Origin of the sequence: Chitinophaga polysaccharea (assembly GCF_902150045.1) — a bacterium.
GTDB classification, from domain to species: domain Bacteria; phylum Bacteroidota; class Bacteroidia; order Chitinophagales; family Chitinophagaceae; genus Chitinophaga; species Chitinophaga polysaccharea_A.
The window spans coordinates 1,034,303-1,047,835 of sequence record NZ_CABFVU010000002.1 but is presented as its reverse complement, the minus strand read 5'-3'; the positions used below and the strand labels follow the sequence as shown (position 1 = coordinate 1,047,835).

At 48.9% G+C, this 13,533-nt stretch carries 12 protein-coding genes; 4 read left to right on the top strand and 8 right to left on the bottom strand.

What is annotated here, in order from left to right; all coding sequences use genetic code 11:
* Positions 1 to 21 precede the first annotated feature (21 nt).
* The 4 genes from FN124_RS19015 to ribD form a co-directional block, all read right to left on the bottom strand.
* Positions 22 to 1,392, bottom strand: coding sequence for a hypothetical protein (locus FN124_RS19015; RefSeq protein ID WP_142686329.1), 1,371 nt, complete (start codon positions 1,390 to 1,392; stop codon positions 22 to 24).
* A 17-nt stretch (positions 1,393 to 1,409) separates the two neighbouring features.
* Positions 1,410 to 3,218: a type VI secretion system Vgr family protein gene (locus FN124_RS19010; RefSeq protein ID WP_142686328.1), complete on the bottom strand. Its 1,809-nt coding sequence runs from the start codon at positions 3,216 to 3,218 to the stop codon at positions 1,410 to 1,412.
* Between the two features lie 275 nt (positions 3,219 to 3,493).
* Positions 3,494 to 4,096, bottom strand: coding sequence for an IMPACT family protein (locus FN124_RS19005; protein ID WP_142686327.1), 603 nt, complete (start codon positions 4,094 to 4,096; stop codon positions 3,494 to 3,496).
* A gap of 26 nt (positions 4,097 to 4,122) precedes the next feature.
* A complete protein-coding gene (gene ribD / locus FN124_RS19000; RefSeq protein ID WP_142686326.1) occupies positions 4,123 to 5,166 on the bottom strand; it encodes a bifunctional diaminohydroxyphosphoribosylaminopyrimidine deaminase/5-amino-6-(5-phosphoribosylamino)uracil reductase RibD in 1,044 nt (347 codons plus the stop codon).
* Positions 5,167 to 5,272: 106 nt separating this feature from the next.
* On the opposite strand from ribD, the gene prmC reads away from it, so the two are divergent.
* Positions 5,273 to 6,127 carry a peptide chain release factor N(5)-glutamine methyltransferase gene (gene prmC, locus FN124_RS18995; RefSeq protein WP_185937262.1) on the top strand — a complete coding sequence of 285 codons (855 nt, stop codon included), beginning with the start codon at positions 5,273 to 5,275 and terminating at the stop codon, positions 6,125 to 6,127.
* Positions 6,128 to 6,185: 58 nt separating this feature from the next.
* On the opposite strand, the gene FN124_RS18990 is transcribed toward prmC, so the two are convergent.
* From FN124_RS18990 to pepT, 3 genes are all read right to left on the bottom strand, one after another.
* Positions 6,186 to 6,581, bottom strand: a complete 396-nt coding sequence (locus FN124_RS18990; protein WP_079470398.1) for an ExbD/TolR family protein — start codon at positions 6,579 to 6,581, stop codon at positions 6,186 to 6,188.
* Between the two features lie 10 nt (positions 6,582 to 6,591).
* On the bottom strand, positions 6,592 to 7,308 hold the full coding sequence (locus FN124_RS18985; protein WP_142686324.1) for a MotA/TolQ/ExbB proton channel family protein: 717 nt from the start codon (positions 7,306 to 7,308) through the stop codon (positions 6,592 to 6,594).
* Between the two features lie 86 nt (positions 7,309 to 7,394).
* The gene (pepT, locus tag FN124_RS18980) at positions 7,395 to 8,642 is read right to left on the bottom strand and encodes a peptidase T (RefSeq protein WP_142686323.1); all 1,248 of its coding nucleotides are present in this window, start codon (positions 8,640 to 8,642) and stop codon (positions 7,395 to 7,397) included.
* Positions 8,643 to 8,836: 194 nt separating this feature from the next.
* On the opposite strand from pepT, the gene metE reads away from it, so the two are divergent.
* Positions 8,837 to 11,128 (top strand): 5-methyltetrahydropteroyltriglutamate--homocysteine S-methyltransferase, encoded by a 2,292-nt coding sequence (gene metE, locus FN124_RS18975; RefSeq protein WP_142686322.1) that lies wholly within the window; start codon positions 8,837 to 8,839, stop codon positions 11,126 to 11,128.
* 146 nt (positions 11,129 to 11,274) lie between these two features.
* Positions 11,275 to 11,481 carry a cysteine-rich CWC family protein gene (locus FN124_RS18970; protein ID WP_142686321.1) on the top strand — a complete coding sequence of 69 codons (207 nt, stop codon included), beginning with the start codon at positions 11,275 to 11,277 and terminating at the stop codon, positions 11,479 to 11,481.
* A gap of 131 nt (positions 11,482 to 11,612) precedes the next feature.
* Here FN124_RS18970 and FN124_RS18965 read toward each other — a convergent pair whose 3' ends face one another.
* The gene (locus FN124_RS18965; protein WP_079470987.1) at positions 11,613 to 12,041 is read right to left on the bottom strand and encodes an FKBP-type peptidyl-prolyl cis-trans isomerase; all 429 of its coding nucleotides are present in this window, start codon (positions 12,039 to 12,041) and stop codon (positions 11,613 to 11,615) included.
* Between the two features lie 92 nt (positions 12,042 to 12,133).
* Between FN124_RS18965 and FN124_RS18960 the strand changes: the two genes are divergently transcribed.
* The gene (locus FN124_RS18960) at positions 12,134 to 13,300 is read left to right on the top strand and encodes an exo-beta-N-acetylmuramidase NamZ family protein (protein ID WP_142686320.1); all 1,167 of its coding nucleotides are present in this window, start codon (positions 12,134 to 12,136) and stop codon (positions 13,298 to 13,300) included.
* Positions 13,301 to 13,533: the final 233 nt, after the last annotated feature.

The window sequence follows — 13,533 nt, the reverse complement described above, 5'->3', positions numbered from 1 at the left end:
TATCCCCGGCGGGATACGGTCTTAGTTAAACTCAAACAATGTGGATTTGCGTCTTACGGTGGCTTTGTCCATGCCCTCCGCCTGTAACAGTGTATTCCAGTCGTCGCCCAGCAATTCCTGCAGGTTGCTTTCCAGTATACGGAGATCTTCAGGTCCCCTGACCTTCTCACATAGGTGTACAGCCATAGCAGCTGCGTGAAGGAAGGTAGACTGCCTTCTTACTTCCCGTTCCAGGTAGCTGCCACCGGTCATGGCAAGCAACAGATTTTCAAATGCTGTGTTCATCTGGCCCAGCTCATAATGCAGATGTCCGCAAAGCCGGTATCCTTCCATGATCATAAAGGCATCGCCTTTGTTCACAGCTTCCAGCGCCAGCGCTTCATAAAGCGCGATGGCCTGTTTTCTTTTCTTTTTGCCCGCCAGTATAGCTGCATGGATCATAATACAGGATTTCCAGGTGGGGTATCCTGCAGGATCTCCTTTATCCATCAGCTGCCTCGACAACCGGATCGCTTTGTTGGCATAGCCTGCGCTTTTATCAGATTCCCGCGCCATGAAATAAGCCTGTGCAGCGATCATGATGCCGGCCACTTCATGTACTTCCCCGCCCATTTTTTTGCTGAGGGAAAGCAGTGCAGCCACTTCCTGGTCCAGTGCCGGCGTGCCCGGTTGCGTGGTACAATCCAGCACTTTGCGGATCTGTTTACGGAAACGGGCATCTGTGCTGATGGTATCGGAATTACCACCCCCTTTGTCCATTTCATGGTTAATTGCTGCCACCATCTGGAGGGATGGCTGTAATATTTTTACCTTTTCTGTAAATACTTTGGGGATAGTGATACGGGGGTTGGTTACCACATCAATGGTTACTAACCGGATGCCTTCAGGCAGTCCTTTTTTAAGTACATCGGTATACCAGCTGCCTGCATCAGGCTGATCGGTTCTCAGGGGAGGAAAATAAACACAGCAGCCGGTGTCTTCAAGTCCGCGGATACATCCCATAAGCCGGCGCAGTTCCTTCCAGATGCTTTGTACTGTTGGCGGCAGGCTGCGGTCCGGATGATAGTCTGTTTTCAGCAGCCCGTCTTTTTTCAGTGCCTGGTATACATCATACTCTTCGCGTGGCAGTGGTTCAAACCATTCCAGGTATTCATTCCACAATGCTGTTTCATAAGCAGTATGATCTTCCTGGTAAGGCGTATCAAACCGGAAAAATATCTCCTTAAAAACGCCAATGGCAGTACGTTCTGTTTCCAGGAACTTATCGATGATATCCACATCGGCATATTGTACCAGCCAGATGGCCAGCTTCCAGCGCCGGTCACTGTCGGCGGTAGCCCATGTATCCCTTACTTTATGAAATTCCTGTCCTATAGTTGGTGAGGTGGTCATAAGTTGGCTTTAGAGGATCAGGAATTTATTTTCACCAGTCCACCGGAAACCACTACATCTCCGTTACCGCTAACAGTAACATCTTTAGTCCCGTTTACCATTACAGAAGCGCCGGTAATATTGGCATTTTTGCTTCCGGAGGCGAGCAGGTCTTTAGATATCAGTGTGAGCGAGTCTCCTCCTTTTACTATGGCATCCTTACTATTTACGGTCACAGTTTCGGAACCTTCGAGGTAAATTCCTTTCTTGGCTACAATAGAGCCTTGCTCTGAGGCGCCTATGGAAAATTTTTCGGAAGTGATGGTGACTTCCTTGGAAGAGATCTCCATTTTATTTTTTGCGAAGAGAGACATTTTATCAGTACCATCTATGAAGATCTTGTTACCCGATTTATCCAGGATAGTGACACTGCCATCGGCATCATTCAGTAAAATAGAGATACCGGTGCGGGTACGGATGGCTTTCATATCGTTATTGGCGGTGCCAAATCCTGATTTGCCTTCCCCGTTGTAGGTAGTTCCCAGTACAAAGGGCAGTTCAGGATTACCGCCTTCAAAATCCACTACCACTTCCTCTCCTTTTTCCGGTACCATGTACATGCCTTTACTGCCGCCGCCGTGGGGGGCTACCACTCTCATCCAGGGGGTCATGCCCTGTTGCTGCCATTTAAAGCGGGCCCTTACCCGTCCCAGGTCTTTAGGGTCATGATTATCTACCACAGTGGCGCTCTGCGCTTCACTGAAGGGGATATTTTCCAGGTTCACCGGTGGTGCTGCCGCATCTGCAGGAATACCTTCAAACTCGTTGTAATAGTCGCCATTGCCGGTTACATGATGCGTAAGCCCCCATATCATAAATTTACCGTGGTCGTCATTTGCGTATACATTTTCCCTGATGGAGATATGATCTCCCACCCGCAGGGAAGTTTGCCTGCTACTGCCTTTCAGCTGTACCATGGCAGCCATGCGCCCTTTTTTCTGGCGGGTGATCAGTGTATCCAGTTCGGCTTTGGCATTGCTGGTAAACGCATGATTCATTTTATAGGTAGAAGTATTGCTGTACAATTTTTCGCTGAGCCCCTGTACATGTGAGGTATAGTCGTTCACCTTTCCGGCAGGCTGTGCCAGCGTAGTGTTTTCCACTACTTTACTGTTCCGGTAATCGTACCCGTGCAACTGCTGGTTGTTGGGTTGTACTTTCATTTCCAGGTCGAAGCTCATGAGGTCAACCAGGTGTACCAGTGATACTTCCCTGGGCTGGTATTTCCCGAAAACCAGCTGTTGCCCGTTGTAAAAGAACCATTCGCCGAAGCGCTCGGAGAGGCGGCGGAGAAAATCGAACGAATTTTCCTTGTATTGCACAATATACTTCAGCGTTGATGTGGTACCGGGATCTACCAGAGGACGTGCCACATAGGGGCCGCAGGCTTTCAGTGTAGTGTTCACGATAGTGGCGAGATCCTGGTTTTCAAAGGCCTGTATATGCAGATCGTTGTTCAGCAGGATAGTAGGGCTGTATCCGCGGATCGCACAAAACCCGTGTGTACCGTCGCTTTCCTTCCCTGAGCTTACAGACATCACAATGCCGTTGAAAATAAGGGGCTCATACGACTGCAACTGTTCAAACGCCTGGATGGTAATGCTCACTTCCTTTCCCAGGAAAGCCTTGGTAGCTGATACCATACCTGGCCCCAGTTCCTGCAGCCAGTCGTACCCTATTTTCAGCTCAAAATAATGATGTCCCTGTAACTGTTGTTCCAGGCGTAATGAATGAAATTGTTTAAACTGTTTGTCAGCAATAGATACGGTTGTTATGGTATGTAACATATACAGGGGGGCTTTTAATATTAATATGGTTCCTATATCTGATCTGAAAAGGCAGATGGGGACTGCATTCCGCGCAGGTCTCCATCTCAAAAAAACACCGGAAAACGGGTTAAGAAAATCCTAGTTAACAAAAATAAATTTAAGGAAATTTATATTACATCCGGCTCATTTCAAATATTTCCGGGTTAATTTTTTGGGGAGATGATCCTGATGTACGGATTCCTATCTACATGTTATAACACGTGACTGCGAACCAGGATCATCCTTAAGGTGGGTCAGGATTTTTGTGGCTGTACCTGTAATCCGTAAATATCCTTTAAGCGCAGCAGGCATAGCTCCTCACCTGATTTCGGAACACCGATCACCATTTCGCAGAACAGCTGGAGCTCCTGGGAAATAACGGTGCAGTTATTTTGCTTTACTACCATCATTACATCGTTCATAATGGTATAGTCGAAGCTGAGATGGTATTTTGCCTCTATATTTTTCTGGATCACGGGGATCAGCTGCAGTACCATGGCTGCACTCATCTTATACGCATTAATGAGCCCGGGCACGCCAAGCAGGCTTCCGCCGAAATAGCGGACCACCACAATGAGCACATCCGTAATCTGCTTACTGTCTATCTGTCCCAGGATGGGTTTGCCCGCAGAACCGGAAGGCTCTCCATCGTCGCTGGCGCGGAACTGCAGCCCTGCAGTACCAAGGCGGTAGGCATAACAATGATGGGTGGCCTTGGGGTGTTCTTTTTTCACTTCTCCCAGGCATTCTTTCACTTCCTCCGGCGATTTAACGGGAAAAGCGTAGGCCAGGAATTTGCTTCCCCTGTCTTTAAACTCTGCTACAGCTGTTTTATCAATTGTAAAATAAACCTCCATCAAAATAATTTAATACGCGTTTAAAACTACGCGGGATGATAAAAATCAATGCGGTCGCCCGCCACCTGCAGGGTATGCGTAAGCGAGGCATTGGTGAGCACCGGTGCTGCGGGTCCTTCCGGCAGTGTATCCGTACCTGTTATAACCCGGGCCTCATCCCACAGGCCGGCTGCAATAAATTGCTGCAGCGTAGTGCTGCCTCCTTCCACGAGGATGCTCTGTATTTGCCGCAGGTGCAATTGCTGCATCAGCTGTGGCAGCAGTGCGGCGCTGAAATCGAGGGACAGGGTTTCAGTAAGGCCGTGGGTTTCCGCGGCATTGGCCGTAATAAAAATAGTAGGAATACTGCCATCCCATACATGATGTGAGCGCGGCACCTGGAGGTGGCGGTCTATGATAATGCGAACCGGGTCTTTCCCTGTCCACAGCCGGTTATTAAGCCGGGGGTTGTCGTTAATAGCGGTGCGGGTACCTGCCAGGATGCCCATTTCCTCGCTGCGCCATTTGTGCACCAGCCGATCGCTGTACTTATTGGATATCCGCACCGGTACACCGCCGGCGCCGGCCACCAGGCCATTGCGGCTTTGTGCCCATTTCAGTACAATATAAGGCCGCTGCTGTTCGTGAAAGGTAAAAAAGCGGCGGTTGATTTGCCGGCATTCTGCTTCCAGCACGCCTGTTTCCACCTGTATGCCTGCTTTTTCCAGCTTCTCTATACCTTTTCCTGCTACGGCTGAAAAGGTATCCACGCAGCCGATCACCACCTGTTTTATTCCCTGTGCCACGATAAGATCTGCGCAGGGCGGCGTTTTACCATGATGTGCACAGGGCTCCAGGCTTACATACATGGTAGCCAGCGGGATAAGTGAGCGTTCCTCCTCTGCTACGCTGTTCACACAGTTCACCTCAGCATGGGCCTGCCCGTATTGCCGGTGATAGCCTTCGCCGATGATGCGCCCCTGGTGCACCAATACGGCGCCCACCATGGGATTAGGCGCCACCTGTCCGGCGCCCATAGCGGCCAGTTCCAGGCAACGCTGCATATAAAATTCATTGAATGTGCTATTCATAATCACCAGGCGAAGTAATATTTTTGCAAATGTATCGTTTTTACCGAATGGAAAAAGCCGCCACAGGTCTGCATTTTTCCTCTCACATTTTCTTAAACTGATTATATTGACTATACAAACGGCCTTTACCTATATTACAGGCGCCATCAGTGACCTATATGATGAGCGGGAAGCCGCCAATATTGCCCATATTGTAATGGAATACCTAACGGGCATGAGTAAACTGGACCGGATTGTTCATAAAACAAAGATCCTTTCCCCCGATCAGAATCAGCGGCTGAAATTGGCCATAGAAGCCCTGCAACGGCATGAACCGGTACGGTATATTACCGGCAGCAGCTGGTTTTACGGTATGGAGCTGCTGGTAAATAAAAATGTACTGATCCCCCGCCCTGAAACAGAAGAGCTGGTGGAATGGATGGTACATGACGCTGCACACCGCCACAGGCTTCACCTGCTGGATGTGGGCACCGGCAGCGGATGTATTCCGCTGGCCCTGAAAAAATCATTGCCGGATGCACAGGTATCTGCCATAGATGTAAGTGAAGGCGCGCTGGAAGTGGCCCGCAGCAATGCAGCGCGGTTACGGCTGGAGGTTAATTTCCTGCATATGGATGCCCTGAATACCGTGCAGGTGGCGGGCCTGCCGGAATTCGACATGATAGTGAGCAATCCCCCTTATATAACACAGAGCGAACAAACCGGCATGCAGGAATCGGTTTGGGGCTTTGAACCATCCCTCGCACTGTTTGTACCGGACAACGATGCGCTGCTCTTTTACCGGCACATCTCCCAAATGGCCCTTTCCCGGCTGGTTCCCGGCGGTACGCTCTATTTTGAGATCAATGAGGCGCTGGGAAAAGAAGTGGTGGCATTGATGGAGCAAACCGGTTTTGCGGAAGTAATACTGAAGCAGGATATGTTTGGGAAAGACAGGATGGTAAAGGGCAAAAAGATATAAAAATAAAAAGACCTGGTGGTATGGTACCGCCAGGTCCTGTTAAAAAAGTTAAGGCATCTTACTTATGCGCGGTGGCCAGTACCACTTTGGCGCCCATCTCCCTGGCTACTTCCATCACACTCACTACATCCTCCACAGGCACAGATTTCTCTGCATTGATCACAATGGTGGGATCAATTTTTTCATTACCGATAGAAGGCGCCAGCGCCTGTTTCAGGTGATCGAAGGTCACTTTATTGGTGCCAACAAAAAACTCGCGTTTATCGTTGATGCTTACCACTACCGTTTGTTTCGATTTGGTATTGCTCTTCGCTTTCGGCAGCAGCAGCTTAATCACATTCGGATTGGCCAGGGTGGAAACGATCAGGAAGAACAACAACAGAATGAACAGGATATCATTCAGTGCTGAGTTGTGCATTTCCACCTGCCTCTTATTTCGTCTGCGTAAATTCATGAGGGTGGTTTTAGCGGGTTGGTTCCTGCAGAATATCGATGAATTCAGCAGAGGCGCCTTCCATCTTGTTTACTACCTTATCTATCTGGGCATTGAGGTAACTGTAGCCGATGAAAGCCACGATACCGATAATCAGCCCGGAAGCGGAGGTGATCATTTTTACGTAGATACCGCCGGCAATGGTGCCCAGTGTAATATCTGAAGTGATGGAGATATTGAAAAAGGTTTGGATCATACCTGCAATGGTACCCAGGAACCCGAACATAGGGGCGATACCGGCAATGATAGACAGGATCACCAGGTTCTTTTCCATCCGGTAGATCTCCAGCTTACCCACATTTTCCATTGATTTTTCAATATTCTCAATTGGCTTGCCTATACGCTGAATGCCTTTTTCGATCATACGGGCAATGGGCCCGTAAGTGTTTTTGGCCAGTGACCTGGCAGACATCATATTACCTGTGGTGATCTGGTCGCGGATCATGGGCATAAAGTTATCAGGCAGCCGGCCGGCTTTACTGATGGTGATGGCCCTTTCCACGAATACGTACACGGCTATCAGGGAGAGTATTCCCAACGGGATCATCAGTACGCCACCTTTCATCAGCATATCTATGAGATGAATTTCCGGTGCCGGGGCGCCGCTGGCGGCAATACCCTGGGCTACTGTATCTGCTTTGGGAAGTAAAAGGGAATCCTGTAATAATGTAATAAAACCTAACAACATGAACTATATTTTAACGGGTGCATAAGTAGATCACTACTATAAACGGTTAAAGTAATAAAATATTTGCTAATGTTCACTGCAATATTTTATGCCTTCTCTTCCCAAACCTGTGCCAGATATACAATTGTTTGCACCGCTTTCTGCATATCCTGTATGCTTACGTATTCATGTTTGCTGTGAAGCGCCATTTCCCCGGTAAAAATATTAGGGCAGGGCAATCCCATGAAAGATAACCGGGAACCGTCTGTACCGCCACGGATGCTCATTCTCAGGGGCTGCACGCCTGCCCGGCGGATGGCTTCCGCTGCATTTGCCGTTACTTCCGGGTGGTTTACCAGCACCTCTTTCATATTGCGGTATTGCTCCGTTACTTTCAGGGTGGCCTTTGCACCATGATGTTTTGCCAGCACCTTATCCATGATCCGGCGCAGGAAGGTTTCATGCGCTTCCAGGTGAGCCGTTTCAAAGTCGCGGATAATAAAATCTATTTCCGTTTTTTCCACGGTACCCTGTATACGTACCGGGTGAATAAAGCCTTCCCTGCCGTCGGTGGTTTCAGGGGAAAGACTGTCTTTCGGTAACGCATCTACGATTTCGCCGGCTATTTTAATAGCGCTTACCAGTTTATCCTTTGCGGCGCCGGGATGCGCGCTGATGCCATACACTGTGATCTTCGCACCATCCGCTGAGAAATTTTCATCTTCCAGGGAGCCCAGTTCGCCTCCATCCATGGTATAGCCAAAATCGGCTGCCAGTTTCTTCATATCCACTTTTTCCACACCACGGCCTACTTCCTCGTCGGGTGTAAACAGGATGCGGATCTTTCCGTGTTTTACATCCGGGTGCGTCATCAGGAAATTAGCGGCGTCCATGATCTCCGCCACACCGGCCTTATCGTCTGCTCCCAGCAGGGTGGTGCCGCTGGCAGTAATAATATCGTCGCCTTTTTTGCTGGCCAGGTAAGGATGCTCTTTTGCACTGATCACTACTGTTTCATCGTCGGGCAGCACAATATCGCCCCCATCATATCCGTGGTGTACAATTGGCTTTACACCTGTACCGCTGCTGTCTGAAGAAGTATCCACATGTGAACAAAAACAGATCACCGGAACTTTCTTGTCGGTATTGGCCGGGATAGTGGCATATACATAACCATGTTCATCCAGCTCTGCATCGGTAATACCCATTTCCTGTAGTTCTTTTACCAGCAGCCGGGAAAGATCCTTCTGTTTTTCAGTGGTAGGGAAAGTGCTGCTCGTCGGGTCCGACTGTGTATCTATCTGTGCGTAACGCATGAAGCGTTTATCTACTGTATATGAGTAATTTGTAAACATATTGCAAACCTAAGGAAAAACAGCTTCACACTCCTGCCGTAGATTATTCTGTTTTACCACCTCTCACAATATGCCGGACAGTAAATTATTCTTTAAAATCATCTTTTTCTAAGACAAAAATCTAAAATTTAATCAAAGTATCGAACAAAGAAGCAATAATAATAGGTTTGTGTAGAATAAAATACATCCTATATATGCTTACCAACATACCAGGCTATCCAAGAATAGGTAGCCAGCGGGAGCTGAAAAAAGCCTGCGAAAACTACTGGGCCGGAAAAATTTCACTGGAACGTCTTGAACTAACGTCAAGGCAGCTACGAAAAGAGAACTGGAGCTTATTACAGGAAGCAGGTGTTGACCTGATCCCTTCCAACGATTTCTCCTGGTACGACCAGGTACTGGATATGTGCATCACCCTTGGTGTAATTCCTTCCCGCTTCAAAGCGCTGCAGCAAACATTTGCCAATCCCGCCTGCCCGGAGCTGTACTTTGCGATGGCAAGGGGTTACCAGAAGAATAACTTTGATATCACCGCGATGGAAATGACCAAGTGGTTTGATACCAACTACCATTACCTGGTACCGGAGTTTGAACCGGCCCAGCAATACAGTGTGCACCAGCCTAAATGTGTAGCTGAATTTAAAGAAGCCCTCAGTCATGGTATCACCACCAAACCTGTACTAATAGGCCCTGTCACCTTTATTTTATCCGGGAAAATCAAAGGAGATGAGCTTACCCGTTCCCTGCTGCTGGAAAAACTGCTCCCCGCATATATAGAACTGTTAAGATCCCTTCAGCAGGCCGGCGCCAGCTGGATACAACTGGATGAGCCTTTCCTGGTGACCGACCTGGACCCCGCTACCAGCAACCTTTACCAGGTGGCATACACTGCGGTAAGCCAGGCATTGCCTTCTCTTAAAATATTGCTGACCACTTACTTCGGAGGCCTGGAAGATAACACCAGCCTGGCTTTGCAGTTGCCGGTACAGGCGGTGCATATAGACCTGGTAAGGGCTCCGGAGCAACTGGATACTGTGCTGGCCGCATTACCGGCAGATAAAATGTTATCGCTCGGTGTGGTGGATGGCCGTAATATCTGGAAAAATGATTATGCTGCTTCCGTGCAACTGATCGAAAAGGCCATACAACAGATCGGTGAAGAACGGGTGCTGCTGGGCACTTCCTGTTCCCTGCTGCATGTGCCATACAACCTGGAAAATGAAACAGCGCTGGACCCGGAAATAAAACAATGGATGGCCTTTGCCAAACAGAAAGTGGCCGAAGTAACAGCGCTGAAACAGATTATTGCCGGCAACACTTCCCTGCTCACTGATAACGAAACAGTGATGAACAACCGCAGAACATCTTCCCGCATCCATGTGCCGGAAGTAAAAGCCAGGCTGCAAAGTATTACCACAGCGGATACACAGCGGCACAGCATCTTCCCGCACCGCCAGAAATTACAGCAATCGGTATTACAATTGCCCTTGTTCCCTACCACCACCATCGGCTCATTTCCGCAAACCACGGAAATAAGACAGCTCCGGGCTGATCTGAAAAAAGGCGTTATCACCCCCGAAACCTATAACGCCGATATAAGCCAGGCCATTACAGAAACCATTTACCGCCAGGAAAACCTGGGACTGGATGTGCTGGTGCATGGCGAGTTTGAGCGGAACGATATGGTGGAATACTTTGGCGAGCAACTGGATGGATTTGTATTTACACAAAACGGATGGGTACAGAGTTATGGTACCCGTTGTGTAAAACCGCCGGTTATTTTTGGAGATGTGCAAAGGCCGGCGCCCATGACCGTTGCCTGGAGCCGTTTTGCGCAATCACTTACCAGCAGGCCCGTTAAAGGCATGCTCACCGGCCCGGTTACTATCCTGCAATGGTCTTTTGTAAGGAATGATCAGCCACGTATGCAAACCGCCATGCAAATTGCCCTGGCTATCCGCGATGAAGTGAAAGACCTGGAAGATGCCGGCATCACCGTGATACAGGTAGATGAGCCGGCGCTCCGTGAGGGTTTGCCATTGCGCAAAGCGCAACGCAGCGATTATCTCAGCGAAGCGGTGAAAGCCTTCCGCCTGGCGGTAAGCACTGTGGATGATGCCACACAGATCCACACGCACATGTGCTACGCGGAGTTTAATGATATCATTGAACATATCGCTGCGATGGATGCAGATGTGATCACCATAGAAACGTCACGCTCACAGATGGAGCTGCTGGAAGCGTTTGCAGGCTTTAAATATCCCAACGAAACCGGTCCGGGAGTATATGACATCCACTCTCCCAGAGTGCCGGCCGTAGCGGAAATGGAGGCATTACTGCATAAGGCGGCGGCACTGCTGCCCTTGCGTAATATCTGGGTGAACCCCGACTGCGGACTGAAAACAAGAAAATGGCCGGAAACGGAAATGGCATTGCGGAATATGGTTACCGCCGCAAAGAATATGAGGCTGGCGGTTGGCGGTTAACATGGCATTGGCGCACATGTAATGCCGGGTGCATTGATACTGTATGCATCCTGGTGTTGCATGTGCATGCCGGGTTATGTTGATATGCCATTGGCAGTACCGGCGCTCTTCTGTTCAAATGCCGTCTGAAATCCGTAATTTTAGAAATGGCATGTCATGAAACCGTATCCTGCCCACGGTGCGAATGCACCTTTGAATGCCGCGTAGGCACTATCCTGCGCTGCCAGTGCCAGGACGTAGTGTTAACCGAAGAGGAGCGGTACTTTATCCAGCAGCATTATAATGGTTGTCTTTGTGCAGATTGCCTGCGGGAGATGCAGGCCATTTACCGGGGCCCGGAAGCCTCTTCCTGAACAGTGCAGCCGGCAAACGGTTTTTGCAAAGCCGGCGTACATCCATATCCCCATCTCCCGGAAAAAAATTACGGATGCCGGATAGTTTCAACAACCATTCCTGCATCCGTAAATAAAAAGATACCTGAATATTATACGATTTCAACCAGTTCGAGGTCAAATACCAGGTCTTCGCCAGCCAGTGCATGGTTAGCATCCAGGGTAATAAATTCGTCGCCAATAGCAGCTACTTTTACCTGGAAAACCTGTCCCTGCGGGTTGCTCATCTGCAGTTCCATACCTACTTCAGGATTCAGATCAGCAGGGATATTTTCTTTTGGAAAATCCATGATCATTTCATCGCTTTTGGGGCCATATGCCTGGTCAACAGGGATATGAATGGTTTTCTTGTCGCCAACTTTCATGTCCAGCACACCATTCTCAAAACCTTTGATCACCATGCCGGCGCCTACCTTGAATTCGAGCGGAGCTCTACCTTCAGAAGAATCAAAGGTAGTTCCATTCGTTAAACGGCCATGGTAGTGCACCTTTACTGTATCCCCGTTTTTAACAGTTTGCATAAAAAATAATTGTTTAGTGTTAATAATTACGCGCAAGATACAAAAAGCAGCTATAATACCCGCTTTTTAAAGCTTTGCATTATCTTAACGGTATGAACCGTATTCTCCTCCTTTGCATCCTCCTGGCAGGCTGCATATATGAAGCCTCCGCGCAATACGCGGAACATGTGTTACCAGGTGCCACACAAACCGCGCGTTACCTGCCGCTGCTGAAAAACAAGCGGGTAGCCATGATGGTGAACCAAACCGCCACTATCGATCAAACCCACCTGGTAGATACCCTGCTGAAACTGCATGTAAAAATTCAAAAGATCTTCAGTCCTGAGCACGGTTTCCGCGGCAATGCAGGGCATGGTGAAAAAGTGGCCAACAGCATTGATTCCGCTACCGGTATTCCAATTGTATCGCTTTACGGGCAGCACCGTAAAGCCACTGCAGCCGATCTCAAAGATGTGGATATCCTGTTGTTTGATATCCAGGACGTAGGCACCCGTTTTTTTACATATATCTCCTCCCTGCAGGAGCTGATGGAATCTGCTGCGGAAAATAAAAAAACGCTGGTGATCCTTGACCGCCCTAATCCCAATGGCGATTATGTTGACGGTCCTATCCTCGATACCGCTTACCGTTCCTTTATTGGCATGCAGCCCATTCCCGTTGTGCATGGCATGACCATCGCAGAATACGCGCGGATGCTGAACGGCGAACATATGCTCCGCAACGGCCTGCAATGCGATATTAAAGTGATTCCCTGTGAGAACTACAGTCACAAAACATTTTACCGCGTACCCATCAAACCCTCGCCCAACCTGCCCAATATGGCTGCCATCAACCTGTATCCCTCCCTTTGCTTTTTTGAAGGCACGGTCATTAGCCTGGGACGCGGCACCGATAAGCCTTTCCAGGTATATGGCTCACCTTCTTTTCCAAAACAGGGTTATTCTTTTACGCCCCGCGCAAGTGCTATCAATCCAACGCCGGTGCTGAAAGACCAGCTGTGCTACGGATCTGACCTGAGCAACGCACCGGAAGCCACACCGCATGCCGGCCGGAAAATTGAACTGAAATGGCTGCTGGAGGCGTATCGTATGTTTCCTGATAAATCAAAGTTCTTCATACCTTTCTTCAGCAAACTGGCAGGCAACAACATCCTGCAGCAACAGATCGTAAAAGGGCTTTCCGAAGCGGAGATCCGCAAAAGCTGGGAGCCGGGTCTGGCAATGTTTAAGGTTATCCGGGCCAGGTATTTGTTGTATTAAACGTGAACTGTTATTAAGACAAAGGGAGATAACAGTTCGCTTTTGTCTCCCTTTGTAATTATCGGGGGAACAGATCAGGTATACCTTTACCGGGCATCAAGTCCACCTTTAGTGCAACCGCTGTTTATGTCCCAGGCATGTCCGCTCCCCGTCCACTCTATATTTGAAGCGATTACCATCCCGGCAGCATATCATTCATTAAAATCGGTGAAAGGTCATTATTTTTGCATCCT

Coding starts and splice junctions, on each gene's coding strand:
- FN124_RS19010 (WP_142686328.1), bottom strand. CDS start 3,218: ATGTTACATACCATAACAACCGTATCTATTGCTGACAAACAGTTTAAA.
- FN124_RS18960 (WP_142686320.1), top strand. CDS start 12,134: ATGAACCGTATTCTCCTCCTTTGCATCCTCCTGGCAGGCTGCATATAT.
- FN124_RS19015 (WP_142686329.1), bottom strand. CDS start 1,392: ATGACCACCTCACCAACTATAGGACAGGAATTTCATAAAGTAAGGGAT.
- metE (WP_142686322.1), top strand. CDS start 8,837: ATGCTTACCAACATACCAGGCTATCCAAGAATAGGTAGCCAGCGGGAG.
- FN124_RS19005 (WP_142686327.1), bottom strand. CDS start 4,096: ATGGAGGTTTATTTTACAATTGATAAAACAGCTGTAGCAGAGTTTAAA.
- ribD (WP_142686326.1), bottom strand. CDS start 5,166: ATGAATAGCACATTCAATGAATTTTATATGCAGCGTTGCCTGGAACTG.
- FN124_RS18970 (WP_142686321.1), top strand. CDS start 11,275: ATGGCATGTCATGAAACCGTATCCTGCCCACGGTGCGAATGCACCTTT.
- FN124_RS18965 (WP_079470987.1), bottom strand. CDS start 12,041: ATGCAAACTGTTAAAAACGGGGATACAGTAAAGGTGCACTACCATGGC.
- FN124_RS18990 (WP_079470398.1), bottom strand. CDS start 6,581: ATGAATTTACGCAGACGAAATAAGAGGCAGGTGGAAATGCACAACTCA.
- FN124_RS18985 (WP_142686324.1), bottom strand. CDS start 7,308: ATGTTGTTAGGTTTTATTACATTATTACAGGATTCCCTTTTACTTCCC.
- pepT (WP_142686323.1), bottom strand. CDS start 8,642: ATGTTTACAAATTACTCATATACAGTAGATAAACGCTTCATGCGTTAC.